At 58.6% G+C, this 18,642-nt stretch carries 15 protein-coding genes and 1 pseudogene; 7 read left to right on the forward strand and 9 right to left on the reverse strand.

Annotation, left to right across the window (positions count from 1 at the left end; translation table 11 throughout):
- Positions 1 to 39 precede the first annotated feature (39 nt).
- Together HFP54_RS18935 and HFP54_RS18940 are read right to left on the reverse strand one after the other, a co-directional pair.
- Positions 40 to 1,251 (reverse strand): NAD(P)/FAD-dependent oxidoreductase, encoded by a 1,212-nt coding sequence (locus HFP54_RS18935; protein ID WP_168566386.1) that lies wholly within the window; start codon positions 1,249 to 1,251, stop codon positions 40 to 42.
- Positions 1,248 to 2,027, reverse strand: coding sequence for a methyltransferase domain-containing protein (locus tag HFP54_RS18940; protein WP_168566387.1), 780 nt, complete (start codon positions 2,025 to 2,027; stop codon positions 1,248 to 1,250). Before HFP54_RS18940 ends, HFP54_RS18935 begins: the two co-directional genes overlap by 4 nt.
- A 420-nt stretch (positions 2,028 to 2,447) precedes the next feature.
- On the opposite strand from HFP54_RS18940, the gene HFP54_RS18945 reads away from it, so the two are divergent.
- Positions 2,448 to 3,155 (forward strand): hypothetical protein, encoded by a 708-nt coding sequence (locus tag HFP54_RS18945; protein ID WP_168566388.1) that lies wholly within the window; start codon positions 2,448 to 2,450, stop codon positions 3,153 to 3,155.
- Between the two features lie 100 nt (positions 3,156 to 3,255).
- On the opposite strand, the gene bsh is transcribed toward HFP54_RS18945, so the two are convergent.
- Entirely contained in the window at positions 3,256 to 4,317 is a 1,062-nt protein-coding gene (gene bsh, locus HFP54_RS18950; RefSeq protein ID WP_168566389.1) for a bile salt hydrolase, read from the reverse strand.
- A gap of 263 nt (positions 4,318 to 4,580) precedes the next feature.
- Between bsh and HFP54_RS18955 the strand changes: the two genes are divergently transcribed.
- Positions 4,581 to 5,120, forward strand: a complete 540-nt coding sequence (locus tag HFP54_RS18955; protein ID WP_235952049.1) for a DUF1579 family protein — start codon at positions 4,581 to 4,583, stop codon at positions 5,118 to 5,120.
- Positions 5,117 to 5,749 (forward strand): hypothetical protein, encoded by a 633-nt coding sequence (locus HFP54_RS18960; protein WP_206036296.1) that lies wholly within the window; start codon positions 5,117 to 5,119, stop codon positions 5,747 to 5,749. The genes HFP54_RS18955 and HFP54_RS18960 overlap by 4 nt, the downstream gene beginning before the upstream one ends.
- Before the next feature lie 99 nt (positions 5,750 to 5,848).
- Here HFP54_RS18960 and HFP54_RS18965 read toward each other — a convergent pair.
- Positions 5,849 to 7,492, reverse strand: a pseudogene (locus HFP54_RS18965) (SulP family inorganic anion transporter); the annotation flags it as partial.
- Between the two features lie 668 nt (positions 7,493 to 8,160).
- On the opposite strand from HFP54_RS18965, the gene HFP54_RS18970 reads away from it, so the two are divergent.
- Entirely contained in the window at positions 8,161 to 8,883 is a 723-nt protein-coding gene (locus HFP54_RS18970; protein WP_168566392.1) for a dioxygenase family protein, read from the forward strand.
- Between the two features lie 78 nt (positions 8,884 to 8,961).
- On the opposite strand, the gene HFP54_RS18975 is transcribed toward HFP54_RS18970, so the two are convergent.
- The 5 genes from HFP54_RS18975 to HFP54_RS18995 form a co-directional block, all read right to left on the reverse strand.
- Entirely contained in the window at positions 8,962 to 9,489 is a 528-nt protein-coding gene (locus HFP54_RS18975) for a shikimate kinase (protein WP_146415804.1), read from the reverse strand.
- Positions 9,486 to 10,343 carry a shikimate dehydrogenase gene (gene aroE / locus HFP54_RS18980; RefSeq protein WP_146415803.1) on the reverse strand — a complete coding sequence of 286 codons (858 nt, stop codon included), beginning with the start codon at positions 10,341 to 10,343 and terminating at the stop codon, positions 9,486 to 9,488. Before aroE ends, HFP54_RS18975 begins: the two co-directional genes overlap by 4 nt.
- Positions 10,344 to 10,449: 106 nt before the next feature.
- Positions 10,450 to 11,601, reverse strand: coding sequence for a (E)-4-hydroxy-3-methylbut-2-enyl-diphosphate synthase (ispG, locus tag HFP54_RS18985; RefSeq protein WP_168566393.1), 1,152 nt, complete (start codon positions 11,599 to 11,601; stop codon positions 10,450 to 10,452).
- Positions 11,598 to 12,467: a polyphosphate kinase 2 family protein gene (locus HFP54_RS18990; protein WP_168566394.1), complete on the reverse strand. Its 870-nt coding sequence runs from the start codon at positions 12,465 to 12,467 to the stop codon at positions 11,598 to 11,600. The genes ispG and HFP54_RS18990 overlap by 4 nt, the downstream gene beginning before the upstream one ends.
- Positions 12,464 to 13,660: a glycosyltransferase family protein gene (locus tag HFP54_RS18995; protein ID WP_146415800.1), complete on the reverse strand. Its 1,197-nt coding sequence runs from the start codon at positions 13,658 to 13,660 to the stop codon at positions 12,464 to 12,466. The genes HFP54_RS18990 and HFP54_RS18995 overlap by 4 nt, the downstream gene beginning before the upstream one ends.
- Positions 13,661 to 13,979: 319 nt before the next feature.
- Here HFP54_RS18995 and HFP54_RS19000 point away from each other — a divergent pair, with 319 nt between their 5' ends.
- The 3 genes from HFP54_RS19000 (at position 13,980) to HFP54_RS19010 (ending at position 18,604) form a co-directional block, all read left to right on the forward strand.
- Positions 13,980 to 15,251, forward strand: a complete 1,272-nt coding sequence (locus HFP54_RS19000) for a hypothetical protein (protein WP_235952051.1) — start codon at positions 13,980 to 13,982, stop codon at positions 15,249 to 15,251.
- A gap of 331 nt (positions 15,252 to 15,582) precedes the next feature.
- Positions 15,583 to 17,007 carry an NAD-dependent malic enzyme gene (locus tag HFP54_RS19005; protein WP_146415799.1) on the forward strand — a complete coding sequence of 475 codons (1,425 nt, stop codon included), beginning with the start codon at positions 15,583 to 15,585 and terminating at the stop codon, positions 17,005 to 17,007.
- A 265-nt stretch (positions 17,008 to 17,272) separates the two neighbouring features.
- Positions 17,273 to 18,604: a Gfo/Idh/MocA family protein gene (locus HFP54_RS19010; protein ID WP_231604830.1), complete on the forward strand. Its 1,332-nt coding sequence runs from the start codon at positions 17,273 to 17,275 to the stop codon at positions 18,602 to 18,604.
- Positions 18,605 to 18,642: the final 38 nt, after the last annotated feature.

Here is an 18,642-nt window from a genome sequence, read left to right on the forward strand (position 1 = left end):
GATGCTGGCGACCGATTCGACGTGAACACAGTTCGCGGTTCAGCCCGCGAACGAAGCGTTCATCGATTGAATGATCGGTGAGGTTAGACGAGGGAAGGCGCACGCGGTTTTCATCGCCACGTCGATCCCGCGAGGACGTCGCAGTAGCCAAGCCAAGCGTCGACACCACCGTTGCCTGGATGCAATCTGTTGGTCCCAGTGTTGTTGCCAGCGTGTTTCGGCCAGCCGGACTGATACCGAGTCGGAAAGCGATTGTCGAATCACAGGGGCTACGCTCAGACCGCCGGCGAATGCCCAGGCCATGCCTTCGCCGGTGAAGGGCTCGACGTATCCGGCCGCGTCGCCGACGACGAACACACGATCCGAAGCCACGCGATTGGTTCGTCGGGTCAATTCTCGGGTGCCGGTCAACCGCAGACCATCGATGGGCAGCGGACCATACCCGGCGGTTTCAATGATGTCGGAAAGCAGTGTTTGTGGGGCGTTTGCGGATCGATAGCCGGATCGATCCACCGCGGCGGCAAAGTTCAAATGGCCGTTTTCGACTCGGACCATGCCGACGTATCCCTGCGCGCCGGTCGCCATGTAGATGACACCGCGCTTGAGGTGTTCAAACGACCGATGCCCCGCGTTGTCTCGCAGGATGCCGCCCAATCCGATGCGCGACTTCGCTGAAATCGAGTCGGTGAACTCGTTCAGTTTTCGCAGGCTGGGATGTCCCAAGCCGTCGGCGGCCAGAACCGTTTTTCCGCGGACGACTGTCTTGGTGCTTGAGGATGAATTGGCGAGGGTCAACTGGATTTCGCGATGGGCCGCGTCGTTTTCGCGAGGCAAGACGCTGGCGTTAACTTGCGATAGGGTGAACGCGCCGGCATCGCGGGCCGCATCAAGGAGTACGGCATCCAGTTTGTGTCGCGACACTGCCAGACCGCCGGGCAAATTGAGTCGCACATGCTTGCCGCCGGCTCGCAAGTCGAAGTGGCTGAGGCGGATTCCGCCACAGCTGCTGACGACGTCCTGTAGATCGGCGGCTGCAAGGGCCGTCAGTGCGCGGTGATTCACGCATGCGCCACAGACTTTGTCACGAGGAAACGACTTGCGGTCCACCAGCAGTGTCCGCAATCCGTCTTTGGCCAACTGCCGTGCGGCAAGGCTGCCTGCAGGGCCCGCACCGATGATGATGCAGTCCCAAAGGGTTTGTCCCGCGGATTGGAGGTTACTGGACACGTCGATGGACGCTACGCGTTTCATGGCTTGCACCACTTCAGAAAGAAGCGTTGCGGCCAATGGAACGTCAATTCACTATCACCGAGCCCGGCTTCTTGAGTGATCGCATGGAATTCTGTGTCCGACCAAGCGGCACGCACGGATTGTGCACCGTCGAGGTGTACGATCGGGCTGCGTGTGATCAGACGTGACCCCGCTGTCGCCAAGAAGTATCCCCACCTGGTACGGCGAAGGTCACTGATCAGGACGGCGCGGCGACAGGATGCAGCCATATTGGCCAACACGCGAACCGTTTCGCATCGTGTCAGGTGGTGAAGGAACAACGAGTTCAGGATCACGTCGTAGTCGTCTGGCAATGACTCATTCAAAACATCGATTGCGAAGAATCGACAGTCCTTCATGCCCGTTGTTTCGGCATGCTGGCGAGCGTACTGCAAGGCCCGTCGGCTGATGTCGCAGCCGTCGATCTGCATTGGCGTTCCACTGCGTTGAGCCATTCGCGACAGCGAAGCCACCACGTCACCACCACCAGTGGCAACATCCAAAACACGCAGCGGTCGATCCATCGTGGTCGCCAATCGTTTCAGCGTGGGCCAAAACCGTTCACTGCATCGGCTGATTCGGTTGATGCGTCGCAGGCCGTCCAGCGCCTGATAATGAAGTTGGTCATCCAGCCGTGGGTCGTCCATCAATTCCGGCAACAGACAACGTTCTTGCAGGCGATGACCTGCTGGAAGCGTCTGCGGAAAGTCCTCGATGGCAAATCCAGAACGGTCGATCAATTGGGTTTCATGTTCCATAAAAAGGCCAAGTGGAATTCGGGCGCTACGATCGCGGACGATCTTCGGTCGGAATAGATTGGGGACGCCGAAGGGCGTTCCGACCGGGCGACGCAGTGCAGCTGGCGTGCCGCGGACCGACGCGCACACTGTAGGGATACGACTACCGCACGCTGATCAGTGTCGCGGATCAGATGGTGTCGACTTTTGTTTAGTGTCGACGACATCCTCGACGTGCCTTTTGTCGCACCCGCTGTCGGTCAGCATGAAGCCGGTGAAACGACGGTTACATTCAGGGATAGGCGGAAATTTTGAGTCGAAGAGCCGCCGCGTCCTGAAATGCACGGTCGCCGAATTACAGTGAGACCAAGCGGGATGACGGTGCCCTGTATTCCCGCCAAACCCACCCACCAATCCTTCCCCCACAATCCCGCCGATACGATGAACACCTTGATTGCATCATCAATCACAGCTGCCGCGCTGATCGTTTCCTGTTCGACTTCCGCTTACGGTGAAAACCTGCTGTCGTCACCGTGTGGCTGTGCGGTCGAACCCGTATGTGCCCCTGCCACCATTGCGATTCCATCGACCGCTTGCGGCGACGTTGTTTCTGTCAGCGATATGGGAACCTTGGATCACCCGAGTCAGCTGAACATTTTATTGACCGAAGAATTGGTCGCCCTACGGCAACAGGTGGAAGAATTGACGGCATCGGGCGAGCAAACCGCCAAGGCGTTGAGCGAAGCAAAGCAGACGATTGCCGAGATGCAAAAACAAACGGATCAGCTGAAGCAGCAGCTTGCGAAGGAAAAGAAACGTTCGCAGCAAGCGGAAGATCAGTTAGCGGCCTCCAAAAAGGTGGCTGCGGAGGCGATGGCACAGGCAATCCAAGCACGTGATGAAGCTCAAAAACAAATCCGCCAGCTCACTCGTCAGAATGGCAATTTGAAAAAGAATTTGAACCAGACCAAATCGGCGCTCCAAACCGCGAACCAGACGTTGAAGGAAGAACGCGAAAAAGAGATTCCCGAAAAGAAGGAAAAGGGAATCGAAACCTCACCGGCCAGCATCCGAGACGAACAGGCCGGCAATGGTGACGAGGCAACCGGTGACGAGGCAACCGGTGACGACGCACCGCTGGAAGGCTAGTCGTATCGACGGGCGAGTTACGCGGATCGTTCGATCCTGGCTTTGCCTGGCTTTCATTCGTATCGACGCGCCGCTGGGTATCGCCAGCGGCAGGTCGAACTTAGAAAGGCGGTTGGTCGACGACCTGGAAATTTGATTCGACGCTGCCTGAAAGGTGGATGTCGTTGGGGTCCAGCGTTTTTGTTTCGCCGCCTTCACGAAGATCAAACGCGTTTAGGTCGATCCAGATGACATTGGGGCTGGTGGTCAGTTCAAAGAAATAGCGTCGGGCCGCCAGATCTGCGACGGTGCGATATTCCGTGTCATAGATCGTTCCCGGCGTCTTGTAAGGTGCATTGAACGGCACCGAAGCGTTGCGTGCGATCGACAGGACCGAAGCGATTGCTTCGCGTTCGCTGCGTGGTTTGCGAAGCGATTCCAGGAAATAGTTCGCGCGCACGAACCGGGCGATGGGGTTCACGTTGCCCGGCAACGGTGTTTCGCGGGTCGCATCGCTAAAGTCCCACTTGGCCAGTTCTTTGAGCTGTTGGTCGTATGGCGGGTCGTTGGTCATCACACGGTGTTGGGATCCGTGGTAGATCTTGGCTTTTCCGCCGACGTATTCGACGATGGCCGAATCGCCCGATGAATCTTCGATGGCCAGATGCAGCGTGGATTTGAAACCGCCGTGTTCGACCATCACCGGCTGGATCCCCTCCATCAAGTCGATCGCTTCGTTGACCGACGCGGCATTATCAAGCAGGTACTGGCCCCATAATCCGGCCTGGACGCGGTCCTTGGTGTCGTCTGGGGCACCGTAATCGGTGGCGGTCAAGAACAACAGGTGCATGCCCAGCCCCCTTTCATTCAATCCGTCAAAGGCGCCCAAGTCGTAACCCGAAACGACCACAGATCCATACCGAGATTTCCAGCGTGCGGGTCGATCATGGATCAGCCGCACCGGTCCCAACATGCCCCCGTCACGCTGGATGCCCCTTGGAAAGACCCACAGTTTGGGTTGGGTGGATTCGGCCCAGTCCATCGTGCGGCCGACGATTGCCGCCGAGTCGCTGGAGTTCCAAAGGATGCGAGTACAGGCCGAAACCGTCGGCACCACCAAAACCGTGAATGCGAAAACAGCGGTGACCAACACGGGCAGGGTAAGTTCCGAGTGCCATTTCATGGTTAGGCAGCTTTTTTTGAGAGAATAGGCCAGGCTTTGAAGCCCAAGCGTCGAAATCGGTGTGTCTTGGATCGCGGGCGTTTGTGATTGTGCGCGGTGCCCTGCCCCAGTGGACGATGCACCCGTGGTCGATCGACTTTTGTGGGGAATCCTGAATCGGCGTTCAGGATGATGCATGATGCGGATCTGGGACCAGAACTGGTCAGGCTTGCACATCAAATTCGGGGGGACGTGCCAGGTCAGATTGCAGGTCGGCCGGTCAAATGCACGATAAGATGCCAGTCCCCAGCGGTATCAGCATCAATCCAACGGAGCCCCAGATTGTGGAAGCCGAAAAACTCATCGCGAATCTGTGCGGCCATTGGCAAGGCGTTTGTCGCACATGGTTTGAGCCTGGGAAATTGGCCGACGAATCGGACGTCACCGGAACGATGGCCGCGGTGATGGGCGGTCAATTTTTAAAGCACCAATACGGTGGAACGATCCAAGGTCGCCCGCGATCGGGCGAAGAAACATGGGTGTTCAACGAGATAACCCAGCGATGGCAATCGGCATGGATTGACAGTTTTCATATGAACGGCGCGATCATGTTTTCCGAAGGTCCCGCGACGGACGAAGGCTGCCAGGTTTTCGGCCACTATGACGTCGGTCCTGGCACGCCGCCGTGGGGATGGAAAACGTTGTTGTCACTGCGCGATCCACAACAATTGGTCATCACGGCTTTCAATGTCAGCCCCGAAGGCGACGAGGCCCTGGCGGTCGAAACGAACTACCGACGAGTCGCCGAAGTGGGGAATGAATGATGCGTGATGTGATTGAATCGTTATACGATTACCTGATCGACAATTGGCCGGAATTGCTGTGGATTGTCGTTGCCGCGTATGCGGCTTCGTACCTGGCCGGTCGTCGGGCACGCACCCGCTGGCGTCGCCGCGAATTTTTGGACCGGCTGAACGTGTCACTGACGTCGATCGAAAAGGGCGTTTTAAAGATTCGGACGATCCTGGAAATGGACTGTACCGAAATCTTGCTGAACCCATCGGCGTCGAAAGCCTTGGGCGAACTGGCGTCAAAGACCACGTTGGATGATCCGGTGATTCCAATCCCCAAGGCGGATGCCTGGTACTACTTGAATGCCGTGCTGAACGAGGTCAGCGAACGATTTGCACTGGGACACCTGCGGCGTGATGCGTCCATGGACGTCCGCACCGAGATCTATTTGATGTGTCTAACGCACGAACAAGCCGGTCAGGTGCGGACACGAAAGATCCGGGCAATGATGGTTCGCAAATCCTTGTTACTGAATTTGCCGGCGGAGACACCATCGTTTGAACGGCCCACGCATTCGACACGCTGGGAAACGTTGCAAAAGATGGCGGAAAAGTATCGGAGCCGGCCGGATCAATTCGTGGAGATGGAAATCAGTCTTTGATCGCGTAGGGACGCCGCACTAGGCCATCGAACGCGGGTGTGCGGCATCCTTGGCGGCGTCGACCAAATCGCCAACTTCCATGGATTCGTTCGGACGCGTGACCAGACGATCGGTGGCGACGTGGTACTGCGGGTCTTCGGAAAGATTGATTTCCACCAAGTCGCCGGCACGATCCAGCAACTGGCGACATTCCAGGCTTAGGTGCGTCAGGTGCAAGCGTTTGTTGGCGGTTTCGTAGCGTTCGGCCAGTGAATTGATCGCCTCCAAACCAGATTGGTCGTAAACACGCGTGTAATAGAAATCAACCACGACGTCATCGGGATCATTTTCGACGTCGAACAATTCCTTGAACGACGCGACCGATGCGAAAAACAGTGGCCCGTGCAGTTGATAGATCTTGCTGCCGTGTTCGTTCAGCTTGACGTCCGCCCCCATGTGCGTGGCGTGTTTCCAAGCAAAGACCAGTGCAGATACGATCACGCCCAAGATGACTGCGGTTGCCAGGTCGTGCATGAAAACGGTGTACGCCGTGACCAGGACCATGACAAACATGTCACTGGCAGGCATGCGGTGGAACATCCGCAGGGATGCCCATTCAAAGGTTCCGATCACGACCATGAACATCACGCCGACCAGGGCGGCCATCGGAATTTGTTCGATCCAAGGGGACAGGAACAAGACGAAGGCCAAAAGACAGACCGCTGCGGTGATTCCCGACAAGCGTCCGCGCCCGCCGGAGTTCACGTTGATCAACGATTGACCGATCATCGCACAACCACCCATGCCGCCGAAGAAGCCGCAGGTAAGGTTGGCAACACCCTGGCCGATGCATTCCCGGTCGCCACGTCCCCGTGTGTTGGTGATTTCGTCGATCAGCGACAGCGTCATCAACGATTCAATCAGCCCGACGCCGCAAAGCACGACGGCAAAGGGAAGGATGATTTTGAAGGTTTCCCAGGTCAGCGGTGCGATCGCGTACTCCAAGAAGAACGGCATCGGCAATCCACCACGCATGCTGGCCGGTTCTCCCGGCGGGACGCCTTCGGCGATGGCCGCTGCGGTGGCGTTATTGGCCAGCAAGTCACCGACGGTTAGCACCGTTCGACTGGTTGCATCGTCGGCGGTCGGGACCGTTCCAAAGCCGGACGTCTGGTTGATCGCGACGGAGATGCCCGTGACGACCAAGATGGCGGCCAGCGAAGCCGGGACCGCTCGGGTCATCTTGGGCAACAGCCAAATGATGGCCATCGTCAATCCGACCAACCCCAGCATCCAACCGAGGGCAGCACCCGACAGAAAGACCATTTCACCGTCGGGCGAAAGTGTTTTAAAGCTGCTGATCTGGGCCAAACCAATCACGATCGCCAAACCGTTGACGAAACCTAGCATGACCGGGTGTGGGACCATGCGGATGAACTTGCCCAGACGTGCCAGGCCGATCGCGACCTGGAACACCCCGCACAAGATCACGGTCGGGAACAGGTATTCAATTCCGTGATCTGCGACCAGGGACACGACGACCACCGCCATCGCACCGGTGGCACCGGAAATCATGCCGGGACGTCCGCCCAACACCGCAGTGATCAGCCCCAGGAAAAAAGCCGAATACAACCCGATCAGCGGTGAAACGCCGGCCACAAACGCGAACGCGATCGCTTCGGGGACCAATGCCAGGGCGACCGTCAGGCCGGACAGCACGTCGTTTTTGATCGAGCCGTCCTGCGAGCGAAAGTAGTTCAGCATGTATTCGTTCGTCTCAGAAATTTCGATTTCGAAATCACGCGGATCGGTTCGCCGATCGGGGGCCGGCCCGCCGGGCCGCCCGCCATGTGATCGCGAACGAGATTCCACGCATGGGTGAAGTTCGGCTTGACTGAAGCGAGCGACCGCAGAGTCGCCCGGCACAGCCCCGTTGTTCCGGCAAAGCGGAGCACACGGAATTGCCGTGATATTTGTCGTCGCTGGTGGGGATCGACCGCCGGCGGTCAGCCGGGCATCTCGGGTGCAACCCTCGGTTCGCAAGGGCCGTTTTGATCGCATGGGTCGGTGGCGCGACGGCGCGGTGAGTCGAGAACTATACTTCGCCCCTAGCGCCGGTCAACGCGGATCGGACCCGGGGCCAAGCCTTTGCCACGCTGGACCAGCGGTTCGGAACGGCCGATCGATCGAATGTCCTGATGCAGCGGGTGGTCCCGCCCCATTGCGGTCGTCTGACGTGGGGATCTTTCACGCCACGAGTGACCCCGTCGGTGATGGAAAAGTTTGCGAAATTTTGTGACAGAAACCGAAACCCTCTACGATGAGGACACGGCGGCGCCGGAACTTGGCACACCCCAAGGGGTTTCACTGGCACCACGGACCGCGGCGTGCGGTCGATTCGGTTTTGATGTTGGGGCGGGAGACAAACGCGGATGGGACATACAAATTTGTTCAGCCGGCGGGCTGCGTTGCGGGTTTTACCGGCCGGGATTCCCGCGTTGTGGACGCCGGGGGTGATGGCGGAACAACTGGAAATCACGCCTCGACTGACCGAAGGGCCGTTCTATCCGGACAAGCTGCCGCTGGACACCGACAACGACCTGCTGGTGATCAACGATTCGATCGATCCCGCGGTTGGTCAAGTCACGCATTTGACCGGCAAGGTTTTGCGCCGCAGCGGCGAACCAGTCCGAAACGCGTTTGTGGAAATCTGGCAAGTCGATGCCAATGGCGTTTATCTGCACTCTGGTAGCAACGGGGCCAAGGGACGCGACACGAATTTTCAAGGCTATGGTCGATTCCTGACGGACGTGAACGGACGCTATTACTTTCGCACGATCAAGCCGACGACTTATCCCGGCCGTACGCCCCACATCCACTTTGCGGTCAGCATGAATGGTCGTCGGGTGATGACGTCCCAGATCCTGATCGAAGGGCATCCGCAAAACGAACGGGATGGTGTCTTCCGAACCATTCGTGATTCCGAAAGACGCAAGCTGGTGACCGCCAAGTTCAATCCGATCGCCGATTCGAAACTGAACGAGTTGCAGGCAAGGTTCAACATCGTCTTGGGGGAAACACCTCAAGAAGACGATCAGGGCGTGATGCGTGGTGGCATCGGTCCAAGCGATCGTGCGTCGAATCGGCGTGGTTGATTCGCCGGCGACCTGTGAGTGTGTTATGGATCGAGTTTGGCATTCGATCCGCGATGGGCTGATCGGGCGATGGCCTGATTAGGAAGCCTGCACATGTCCCGCTTCGACCAGCCATGCCACAACCGCGTCGGCCACTTGTGCGACGGTCACGTCGTCAGTGCATACTTCGAAGTCACTGACGCTTTGGTATCGCGGGTGACGCCGCTGAAGGACGTCGGCGATTTCATCGACGAAGCTGTGTGAACCCGTCAGTGATGGCCGCTGGGTGTCACCGCCGATCCGCCGAGCGATGGTTGGAACGGAGGCGGTCAGCCAGATCACCGGTCCGGCTTGCTTAAGGCGGGCGAGATTGGCATCTCGTTCGATCACCCCACCGCCACAGTCAATGACCAGTCCATCTTGGCCGGTGAAACGCTGGACGACCGATTCTTCCAGGTCACGAAAGGCGGTCCATCCCTCGGCGTCGACGATCTCAGGAATCGACTTGCCGGCTGTTCGAACGACGGCGTCGTCCAAACTAATTTTCCGCAAGTTCAGTCGACGTGCGATGCGGTTCGCGACGGCACTTTTTCCCGTTCCCCGGTATCCGACCAATACCACGTTCACAGTCGTGACTCCACGACGCGCCGCATGACGTCCCGAGGTGCCGGTTTGCCGGTCCACAGTTCGAACTGGACATAAGCCTGACCCAAGAACATTTCCAACCCTTCGATCGTGCGTCCGCCGGCCGCCATGGTATCGGCCAACAGCTTGGTCCGACGTGGGTTGTAGACGGCGTCAAAGACGGCCAAGTCGCGACGCAACCATGCGGCCGGGATTAGCGTGGCGTCTTCGTTGGGATGCATTCCGACCGGTGAACAGTGGATGATGATGTCCGCCGCATCGACTTCGGGTTTCAATGCTTCGGCGTTCAACCCGCATCCGACGATCGGCGTGCCGCCCTGGGACTGAACATCGGCAACAAGGCTTTGCACCCGAGAATCCGTTTTTCCGGCGATGGCAATACGTTGCGGCGGATTTTCGCGGACCAAGGTGACGGCAATGGCTCGCGCGGCACCGCCGGAGCTCAGGATCAGTACGTTTTTGTCCTGCGGATCAGCGTCGGCGTCAATTAACGCGTTCAGGGCTCCGCGTCCGTCGCTGTTGAAACCGGTCAGCACGCCATCGTTGTTGACCACCGTGTTGATGCATCCGATGCCCTGGGCCGTTGGGTCGACGACGTCGACGTTCTCCATGGCTTCCACTTTGTGCGGAATGGTGACCGACAGTCCTCGGTACCCCATCGCACGCACGCCTCGCAGTGCTTCACCGACTTGGCCCGGCGTCACGTCGTGAGCGACGTAAACATAGGGCAGCCCCAATGCATCAAAGGCGGCATTGTGAATCGCGGGCGACATCGAATGACCGACCGGGTGCCCGAACAGGGCACAGACGATCGTGTCGGGGGTGATTTCGGGCATGGAATGCGGGGGGAAGCGACGAAAAAAGGACCAACGGCGGACAGTGGCGGTCACGCCGCTGTGTGGGGCGACTGCCGAGTCAAGAAACTTGACCTGTCGATGATCTTCACGAGTTGGCCGAAGCGGTTTTCTGTTGAATCAGTTTGTCCAATTCCATCCGCAATTGATCCAAGATCTCGTCGTAACCGAAAGCACCCAACGGTTCGGGGCCGCGTTTCAGATTGACTTTGGCCGGACCGCACCACAGTCCCAAGTCCGCGTCGTCGGTTTCACCAGGACCGTTCACGCGGCATCCCATCACGGCGATCGTGATGTCGTATTGCTTGGCGTATTCGGTCATGACTTTGACGTCGGCGGCCAATTCCACGAAGGCTTCGTTTTCAACGCGGCTGCAACTGGGGCAACTGATGATGTTCAGCCCACCTTCGTTGAAGTTCACCACACTGCGGACGCGTCCGGCGTAGATATCATCGATGATCGATTGTCCTGCGTCGATTTCTTCGGGTTTACGCGGGTTGGGCAACGTCAAGGAAACGCGGACGGTGTCGCCGATGCCTTTACCGATCAACTGCTCAAAAGCGATTCGAGTTTTAATGATGCCTTCCGGCGGCATCCCGGCTTCGGTCACGCCCAGATGCAGCGGCACATCGGGACGGGCTTGGGCGAAGCGGCGATTGACTTTCACCACGTGCTTCGGATCGCTGTCTTTGAGCGAAACGACATAGCGATCAAAGCCCAGTGAATCGACGAACTCGCAGTGTTCCAGCGCGCTTTGGAGCATCGGCGTGATGGAATCGGACGGGTCGTACTTTTCTTTTTTGGCCGGATCGACGCTACCGCAATTGACGCCGATTCGAATGGCACAGTCGTGCTGTGCCGCTTGGTCAATGATGAAGCGGACTTTGTCTTGCCAGGGTTTGTCGCGTTGGTGGTGGTACAGGTGGCCGGGGTTGTATCGAATCTTGTCGACGTACGGCGCGACCTTTTCGGCCAAGCGAAAGTTTTCTTGCAAATCCACCGCCAAGTTGGCCGTGGTGCCGTCGCGGATCACGGCCAGGGCGGCCGCATCCTTGTCGCTGTCCACGGCGATGCGGACCACACCGGCGCCGCGTTTGCGGATCGCTTCGGCCTGTTCGATGGTCGCGTCGGTGTCCTGTGTCTTGGTCGCGGTCATGCTTTGGACCGCGATCGGGTTGTGATCACCGATGGTAATCGTGCCGATACGAACGGCACGTGTTGGATTTCGTTCAATGGTCATGAGGATGATGCTTTGCCCAATTCGGCGGCTTCGCGCTGGTACAGGGACCGGATTTCATCCAGGTCGACGTCGACCGGAGGCAGTTGTGGATCCATCGATAGCAACGTGTCGCAAACAATGGCCGCGACCGATGCATCGCGATACCACTTGTGATCAGCGGGGATGACGTACCAGGGGGCGTGATCTGTGTTGCATTGTTCGATCGCGTCCTCGTAAGCCTCGCGGTACTGGTCCCACTGATCGCGGGCCGCGTAGTCACCGGTGTTCAGTTTCCAGTGCTTGTCGGGATTGTCCAAGCGTTTCTTGAATCGTTCCAGTTGTTCTTCCGGACTGATGTGCAGGTAGAACTTCAGGATCTGGGTCCCCGCTTCGGCCAGCATGTGTTCGAAGTCGTTGATGATCTTGTATCGATCCTTCCATACCCGTTTGGGGACCAAGTCATTCACACGGACGACCAGCACGTCTTCGTAGTGGGATCGATTGAACACGCTGACTTTTCCCGCCGCGGGGGTGCAGCGGTGGATCCGCCACAAGAAATCGTGGGCGCGTTCTTCCTTGGTGGGGACTTTGAACGGATAAGTCCGGCACCCCTGGGGATTCATCTGGCCCAGAACTTTCCGGATCAGCCCGTCTTTGCCCGCCGCGTCGGGCGCCTGCAGGACGACCAGCAAAGACTGTTTTTCTTCCACGAACATGCGGTACTGCAGATCACGAATCTTGTGATTGGTATCCGCCGTGAATGCCTTTGCGTCATCTTTATCGTCAAACGGGCCACCGACTTTGGTGTCCAGCTTCTTCAAATTGGGACGCTTGCCGGGGGCGATCCGATGTTCTTTCGCGAATTTCAGGTCTTCTTTGGCACTCATGTGGCGTCGCGCAGTTGCCGGACGAAATGGGGGAATGCGGCGCGGATGCGGGTCCAGTTGGGGATCGCTTCGGCACCCGATGGATCGTTGCGGAAAAGGTCGCCGGCGATGGTGACGCATTCGGCGAACGATTCCACCGCGACCTCTTCGTCGTGACGATTGAATTGTAAGTCGTTGACGACCGCGTTGGCCGAATGTTGACGGATGCAGTCTTGTGCGGCCCGTAGGTAAGAGGCTCGTAGGGTGATGAAATTGCTGCGGCTAAGCTGGACGCCTTGGCTGGCCAGGGTGCGGTAAATCGTGCACAGGATGTCGATGGCCATCTTCATCAAGCCCTTGGTCTTGTCTTCGACCGACATCGCTTGGTGCTTGTGTTCGTACAGCCGGCACAGGTCGACTTGGCACACGCGTTTGAGCGATGTGTTGCGATAGACCTCCGCCAACGTGCCGACTTCCAGACCCCAGTCGCTGGGGATGCGGTTGCTGCGTGCCAGGTTGCGGGTCAGCGAAAATTCGCCCGAAAGCGGGTACCGAAAATTGCCCAGAAAGCGAATGAAATGGTTGTCGCTGAAACACTGTTTCATCGCACGCAACAAGGGCGCGACCAGCAAGCGGACGACGCGGCCGTGCATGCGATCGGTGACGCGAGCGTAAAAGGCTTTGCAAAACTCATAGTCCAGCGCCGGATGCACCATCGGCAAGCAAAGCCGCGACAGTAACATGCGGTCGTAATCGACGATGTCACAGTCGTGCAAAACGAAAGTGTCGATTTGCGGGTCGGCCAACAAGAAGCCGAACGCCGTCCAAACGCTGCGGCCTTTGCCCGGCGTTGAAACGGGAATCCCGGCATCGATCAGTTCTTGATACAGGCCCTGGATTTCCGGTCCGTCGGTCCAAATGACTTTGGCACGATCGCCCAGCGGTGCGACTTTGCGAAGCGTTTCGGTGTAATCGTCCTGGTCCGGGGCGACCCCCAGGGTGACGGCAATCGTGTGAACGTAATCCGCTTCGGTCAATTCCTGCACGATCCGATCAAAGGGCGCCGCACGCATGTCCGATGCCGTCACGGGCAGCACCAGCCCGATTTTGCTGGCCTGCGTCGATTGACGGATCAGGTCTTCGAGCTGCGTCAGCGTCGCCGACTGCAGGTCGTGAACCGTCGTGATCATGTCGTGCTGATAAAAGTCGGGCATCTTGGATGGGCACCACAGATAGAAAACGGGACGATTCGAAAAGGGGCACGCAGGATACCGGCGCCGCGTGCGGCTCGGAACCAGCGGCGTTTTCGCCAGGTCCGGAACGCCGCCGCGGCGTGGCGGCGACCCGAATCTGCTGGACCCGCTGGATTCTGTACCCTGGGGTGTAGGAATCGAGTATGCTGGGGCACATCGTTTGTGACTTCGGCGTTGTTCTTTCCCCCGATCCGCCAGATTTTCCATGTTTCTGCGTCGTTGCAGCCGTGCCGTGTTGGCAATGGTCCGCCCCGGCCATCGGTCGCTCGGACCGTGTGTTTTGTCGATCTTCCTACTGGGGGCGACTGCGTCGGCCCAGCGCGCGGCCTATGAACGACCGCCGATCGATTATCTGAACGCGGACGTCGACGACGCGGTGGCGCGGCTTCAGCAGCGAATCGACGATGGCCAGACGACTTTGGCGTTCGACGAAACGTTCGGCTACCTGCCGGCGGTGCTGCGCGAATTGGAGGTTCCGGTCAGTTCGCAGATGTTGGTATTTTCCAAGACCAGTTTGCAGATTCACCGCATTTCGCCACGTCGTCCCCGAGCGATCTACTTCAACGACGATGTCTACATCGGTTATTGCCAAAAAGGCGACGTGTTGGAAGTCGCGGCCACCGACGCCCACCAAGGCGCGACCTTCTACACGTTGAAACAGGAACGTACCGAACGACCGGCGCTTGTGCGGGACCGCGGCGGATGTCTGACTTGTCATGCGTCCAGCCGTACGCAAGACGTGCCCGGGTATTTGGTCCGCAGCGTGTTCGCCGACGCGGCCGGTCGCCCAAAATTCGGCAGTGGCACCTTCGTCACCGATCACACCAGCGACTTTCGCGATCGCTGGGGCGGTTGGTACGTCACCGGACGCCACGGATCAATGCGTCACATGGGGAACACTTTGTGCAAGGGAGATGACACGTCGTTTGATCGCGACCCAGGGGCGAACGTGAACGACCTGTCGGACTTCTTCGACACCGATCAGTACTTATCCCCCCACAGCGATCTGGTCGCGTTGATGGTGATGGAACATCAGACCCAGACCCACAATGCGATTGCCGCCGCCAATTATGAGACACGTTCGGCGCTGCATCAGTCCTATGAAATGAATCAGTTGTTGGAACGTCCGGAGGGTTTCATCAGCGACAGCGCCCGGCGTCGCATCCAAGCGGGTGCCGACCAGGTGGTGCGTCATCTGTTGATGTGCGATGAGTTTGCTTTGACCGATTCGGTCAGCGGAACGTCCGACTTTGCCAAGCAGTTCCAGCGACGCGGGCCGTTCGATTCCCAGGGGCGGTCGCTGAGGCAGCTGGATCTGCGGACGCGTTTATTCCGCTATCCGTGCAGCTATCTGATTTATTCTGATGCCATGAACTCGCTGCCTGACGAAGTGCGTGGGGTGATCTATCAGCGGATCGCTGACGTGCTGCGGGGCAACGATACCTCGGGTGACTTCGATCATCTGACCCCGTCGACTCGTTCTGAATTGGCCGAGATTTTGGCGGAAACGCGACCCGAGTTCGAATCGGCTTGGGCATCGGGGGCCCGGTGACAGCCCCGCCCACCGGCTCTCGCTAGCGACGGGCCCGGCGGAGCGAATCGACGTCGTCGCACGCTTGGGCGTGGCTGAAAGCTGGCGTGGGCCGGAGCCGGTATAGAACCGGGCCGGCGTGGGCGGATCGACTTCCGCTGGCCGTGCCGCTGGGTCGTGCAAAGGGTTTTTGGCATTGCCCGTCGGTTGTCTCCGCTTCGGGCAAGATGTCGCACGTGGTAGAAAATGCGTCCGACGGATCCCAATGTCTCCGGGTTTTCCCGGGGCCGGGCCGTGGGGATCCTTTTCACGATTCGCGACGCCTTCCAAAACCACGGGTGCCACAACCCTCATGTACGAACCAGCTCCGACCTACGCCGTTACGATTCGTTTGCGCTATCCCAACATTGCTGGAGTGGCGGAAAGGATCACCGATTCAATCGGCCAGGCGGGTGGATCGATCGGCGGCGTCGATATCGTCAAGGTCGGCGACGGCATGGTTTCGCGCGACTATACGGTCAGCGCTAAAGACGTCGAGCACGGGACCGAGATCGTCGATCAGTTGCGTCAGTTGGATGACGTGTCGGTGGTCAACGTTTCCGACCGTGTCTTTCTGATGCACTTGGGCGGCAAAATCGAAGTGCTACCGACCAAGCCGGTCAAGACACGGGACGATTTGTCGATGGCGTACACGCCCGGTGTCGCTCGAGTGTGCCGGTCCATCGCGGACGATCCGGATGCCTCGTTTTCTTTGACGATCCGTCAGAACACCGTAGCGGTGATCAGCGATGGTTCGGCCGTTCTGGGATTGGGCAACATCGGTCCACGCGCGGCGATGCCCGTGATGGAAGGCAAGGCGATGCTGTTCAAAGAATTTGCCGGCGTTGATGCCTTTCCGATTTGTTTGGACACCCAGGACACCGAAAAAGTCATCGAAGCGGTTCGGCATTTGGCGCCGACCTTTGGCGGCATCAATCTGGAAGACATTTCCGCGCCGCGATGCATCGAAATCGAGGAACGATTGGATGCCGAATTAGAGATTCCCGTTTTTCATGACGACCAACACGGGACGGCGATTGTCGTGTTGGCAGGATTGCAAAACGCATTGAAGCGTGTCGGCAAATCAATCGCCAAAGCGCGGATTGTGATCAACGGTGCGGGATCCGCGGGAACGGCCATCGTGAAAATGTTGAACTTGGCCGGTGCGGGCGAAGTCATCGTGTGCGATCGCGAAGGAGCCATCGTTCCGGCCGACGGATTGGACAAGGTGAAACGCTGGGTGGTGGACAACACCAACCCCAACCGAGTGACGGGCAAACTTGGCGAAGTCATTGCCGGTGCGGACGTGTTCATCGGTGTTTCGGCCGCCAACGTGTTGACCGTCCAAGACATCCAGGCGATGGCCGATCAACCCATTGTCTTTGCGTTGGCCAATCCGGATCCCGAAATTGATCCGCGATTGGCTGCCCCGCACGTTCGGATCATGGCGACCGGGCGCAGCGACTTTCCGAACCAGATCAACAATGTGCTGTGCTTCCCGGGTTTGTTTCGCGGCGTGTTGAAGGTGCGTGCGTCGACAATCAACAACCAGATGAAGTTGGCGGCGGCGCAAGCCATTGCCGGGGTGATTCCGGAACAAGACATCTTGGACGACTACATCATCCCCAGCGTGTTCGACCGCCGTGTCGCGCGTGCGGTCAGCGACGCAGTGTCAACGGCGGCGATCGAATCCGGTGTCGCACGGCGTACCAGTAAACAGCCGTACCGAATTCACTAGACATTCACTCGGCCGATAAACACGCGAGGCCGAATTGGATCGCGGCGTCGATCGAATGCTGCGACGTTTCTGCTTGCTGCCGATTTGGGATTGATGGACACGCCGCGACGGGCGTTTCGTTAGACTGGGCTTAATCGCCCCTTGGCCCGTTCGTAGAAATCCACGCGATTGAAGAAGCGTGGATCGGGCGGACCCAACGGGCGCCCCGCCAGCGTCAGTCTTTCCCGCCTTCCACGCAGCCAAAAGAAGCATGATGTCGCATCAGGTGTCCTCTTCCTCGAAAGGTTGTCGGCCGAGCCCGTCCAAAGCAGACGGGAATCCTGCGGCCGCATCCCGTCGTCGATTTCTAAAAACCGCCGCGGCCGCGGTATCCGCACCCTATTTCGTTTCCGGCCCCACGATGGGCTTGGGGGCTGCGGTTCCGCCAAGCGATCGCGTCACGGTGGGCGGGATCGGAATCGGGCGTCGCGGCACCTACGACCTTGGATGTTTCTTCGAACAGTCCGATGTGCAATTCCTGGCCGTCTGTGATGTGAAGCAGAAGCAACGCCAGGCGATCAAAGCGTTGGCCGACTTGCACCACGGCAACAGCGACTGTGATACCTATCAAGATTTTCGCGAATTGTTGGACCGCGATGATATCGATGCGGTGTTGATTGCGACCGGCCCAAACTGGCACGGCACCGCGGCGTGTGCAGCGGCACGTGCGGGCAAAGACATGTATTGCGAAAAGCCCTGTACAAAGAACATCGCCGAAAGTTTTCAGTTGGCTGATGTGATGCGTCGCACCGGGCGTGTGTTCCAAGCCGGGACCCAGCGCCGAAACCTGCCGCATTTTGCTTTTGCCTGTGAACTGGCCGCGTCCGGACGTTTGGGCAAACTGAAACGCGTCTACGCGCACCCGCGTGGCATGACGGCAAAGATCAGCGGATGGATGCCGCCCGAAGATGCACCGCCGATCGAAGAAGTCGATTGGGACATGTATTTGGGCCCCGCCGCCTATCGTCCCTACAACCACGAAATGATGGCCGCGTTCCACTTTGAAAAAGGGGGCGGTTTCGTCGGTGGTCTTGGCGGCGGTGGCGTCTTGGAATGGGGATCCCACTGTGTGGATCTGTGCCAATTGGCCGCCGGTGCCGATCGCACGGCGCCGGTGAAGTACTCGCCGCCGCGTGATGGCGAAATGGTTTCCACGTACGCCAGTGGCGTCGAACTGGTGTTGCGTGAAAAAGACTGGTTGCCGTTGGGGTCGTGCCCGGTGCGATTCGAAGGCGAAGACGGCTGGGTCGAAACGGGGGACAGCGGCAAATTTGTGCTTAGCAGCAATGAACTGTTGGCCGGCCGCAAGGTCGAAGAAATCGCTGGCTATCCGGCAACGTTCCATGTGCGTGATTTCTTGGACTGTGTGAAAACACGCAGCCAACCCAAGGCCAATGCGGTGGCCGCCTGCTATTCGCATATCGCCTGTCACGCGGCGAACATCGCTTTGTTCCTGGATCGCGAGTTGGAATTCGATCCGGTGAAGGCGGAATTCAAAGACGATGCGGAAGCCAATCGCTTGCGCAGCGAAGCGACCCGCGCGCCGTGGCGAATGTAGCCGACACGCTTGTCCAAGGAATGTCGGATCCATCCGGC

It is taken from the genome of Crateriforma spongiae (assembly GCF_012290005.1).
Lineage (GTDB): Bacteria > Planctomycetota > Planctomycetia > Pirellulales > Pirellulaceae > Crateriforma > Crateriforma spongiae.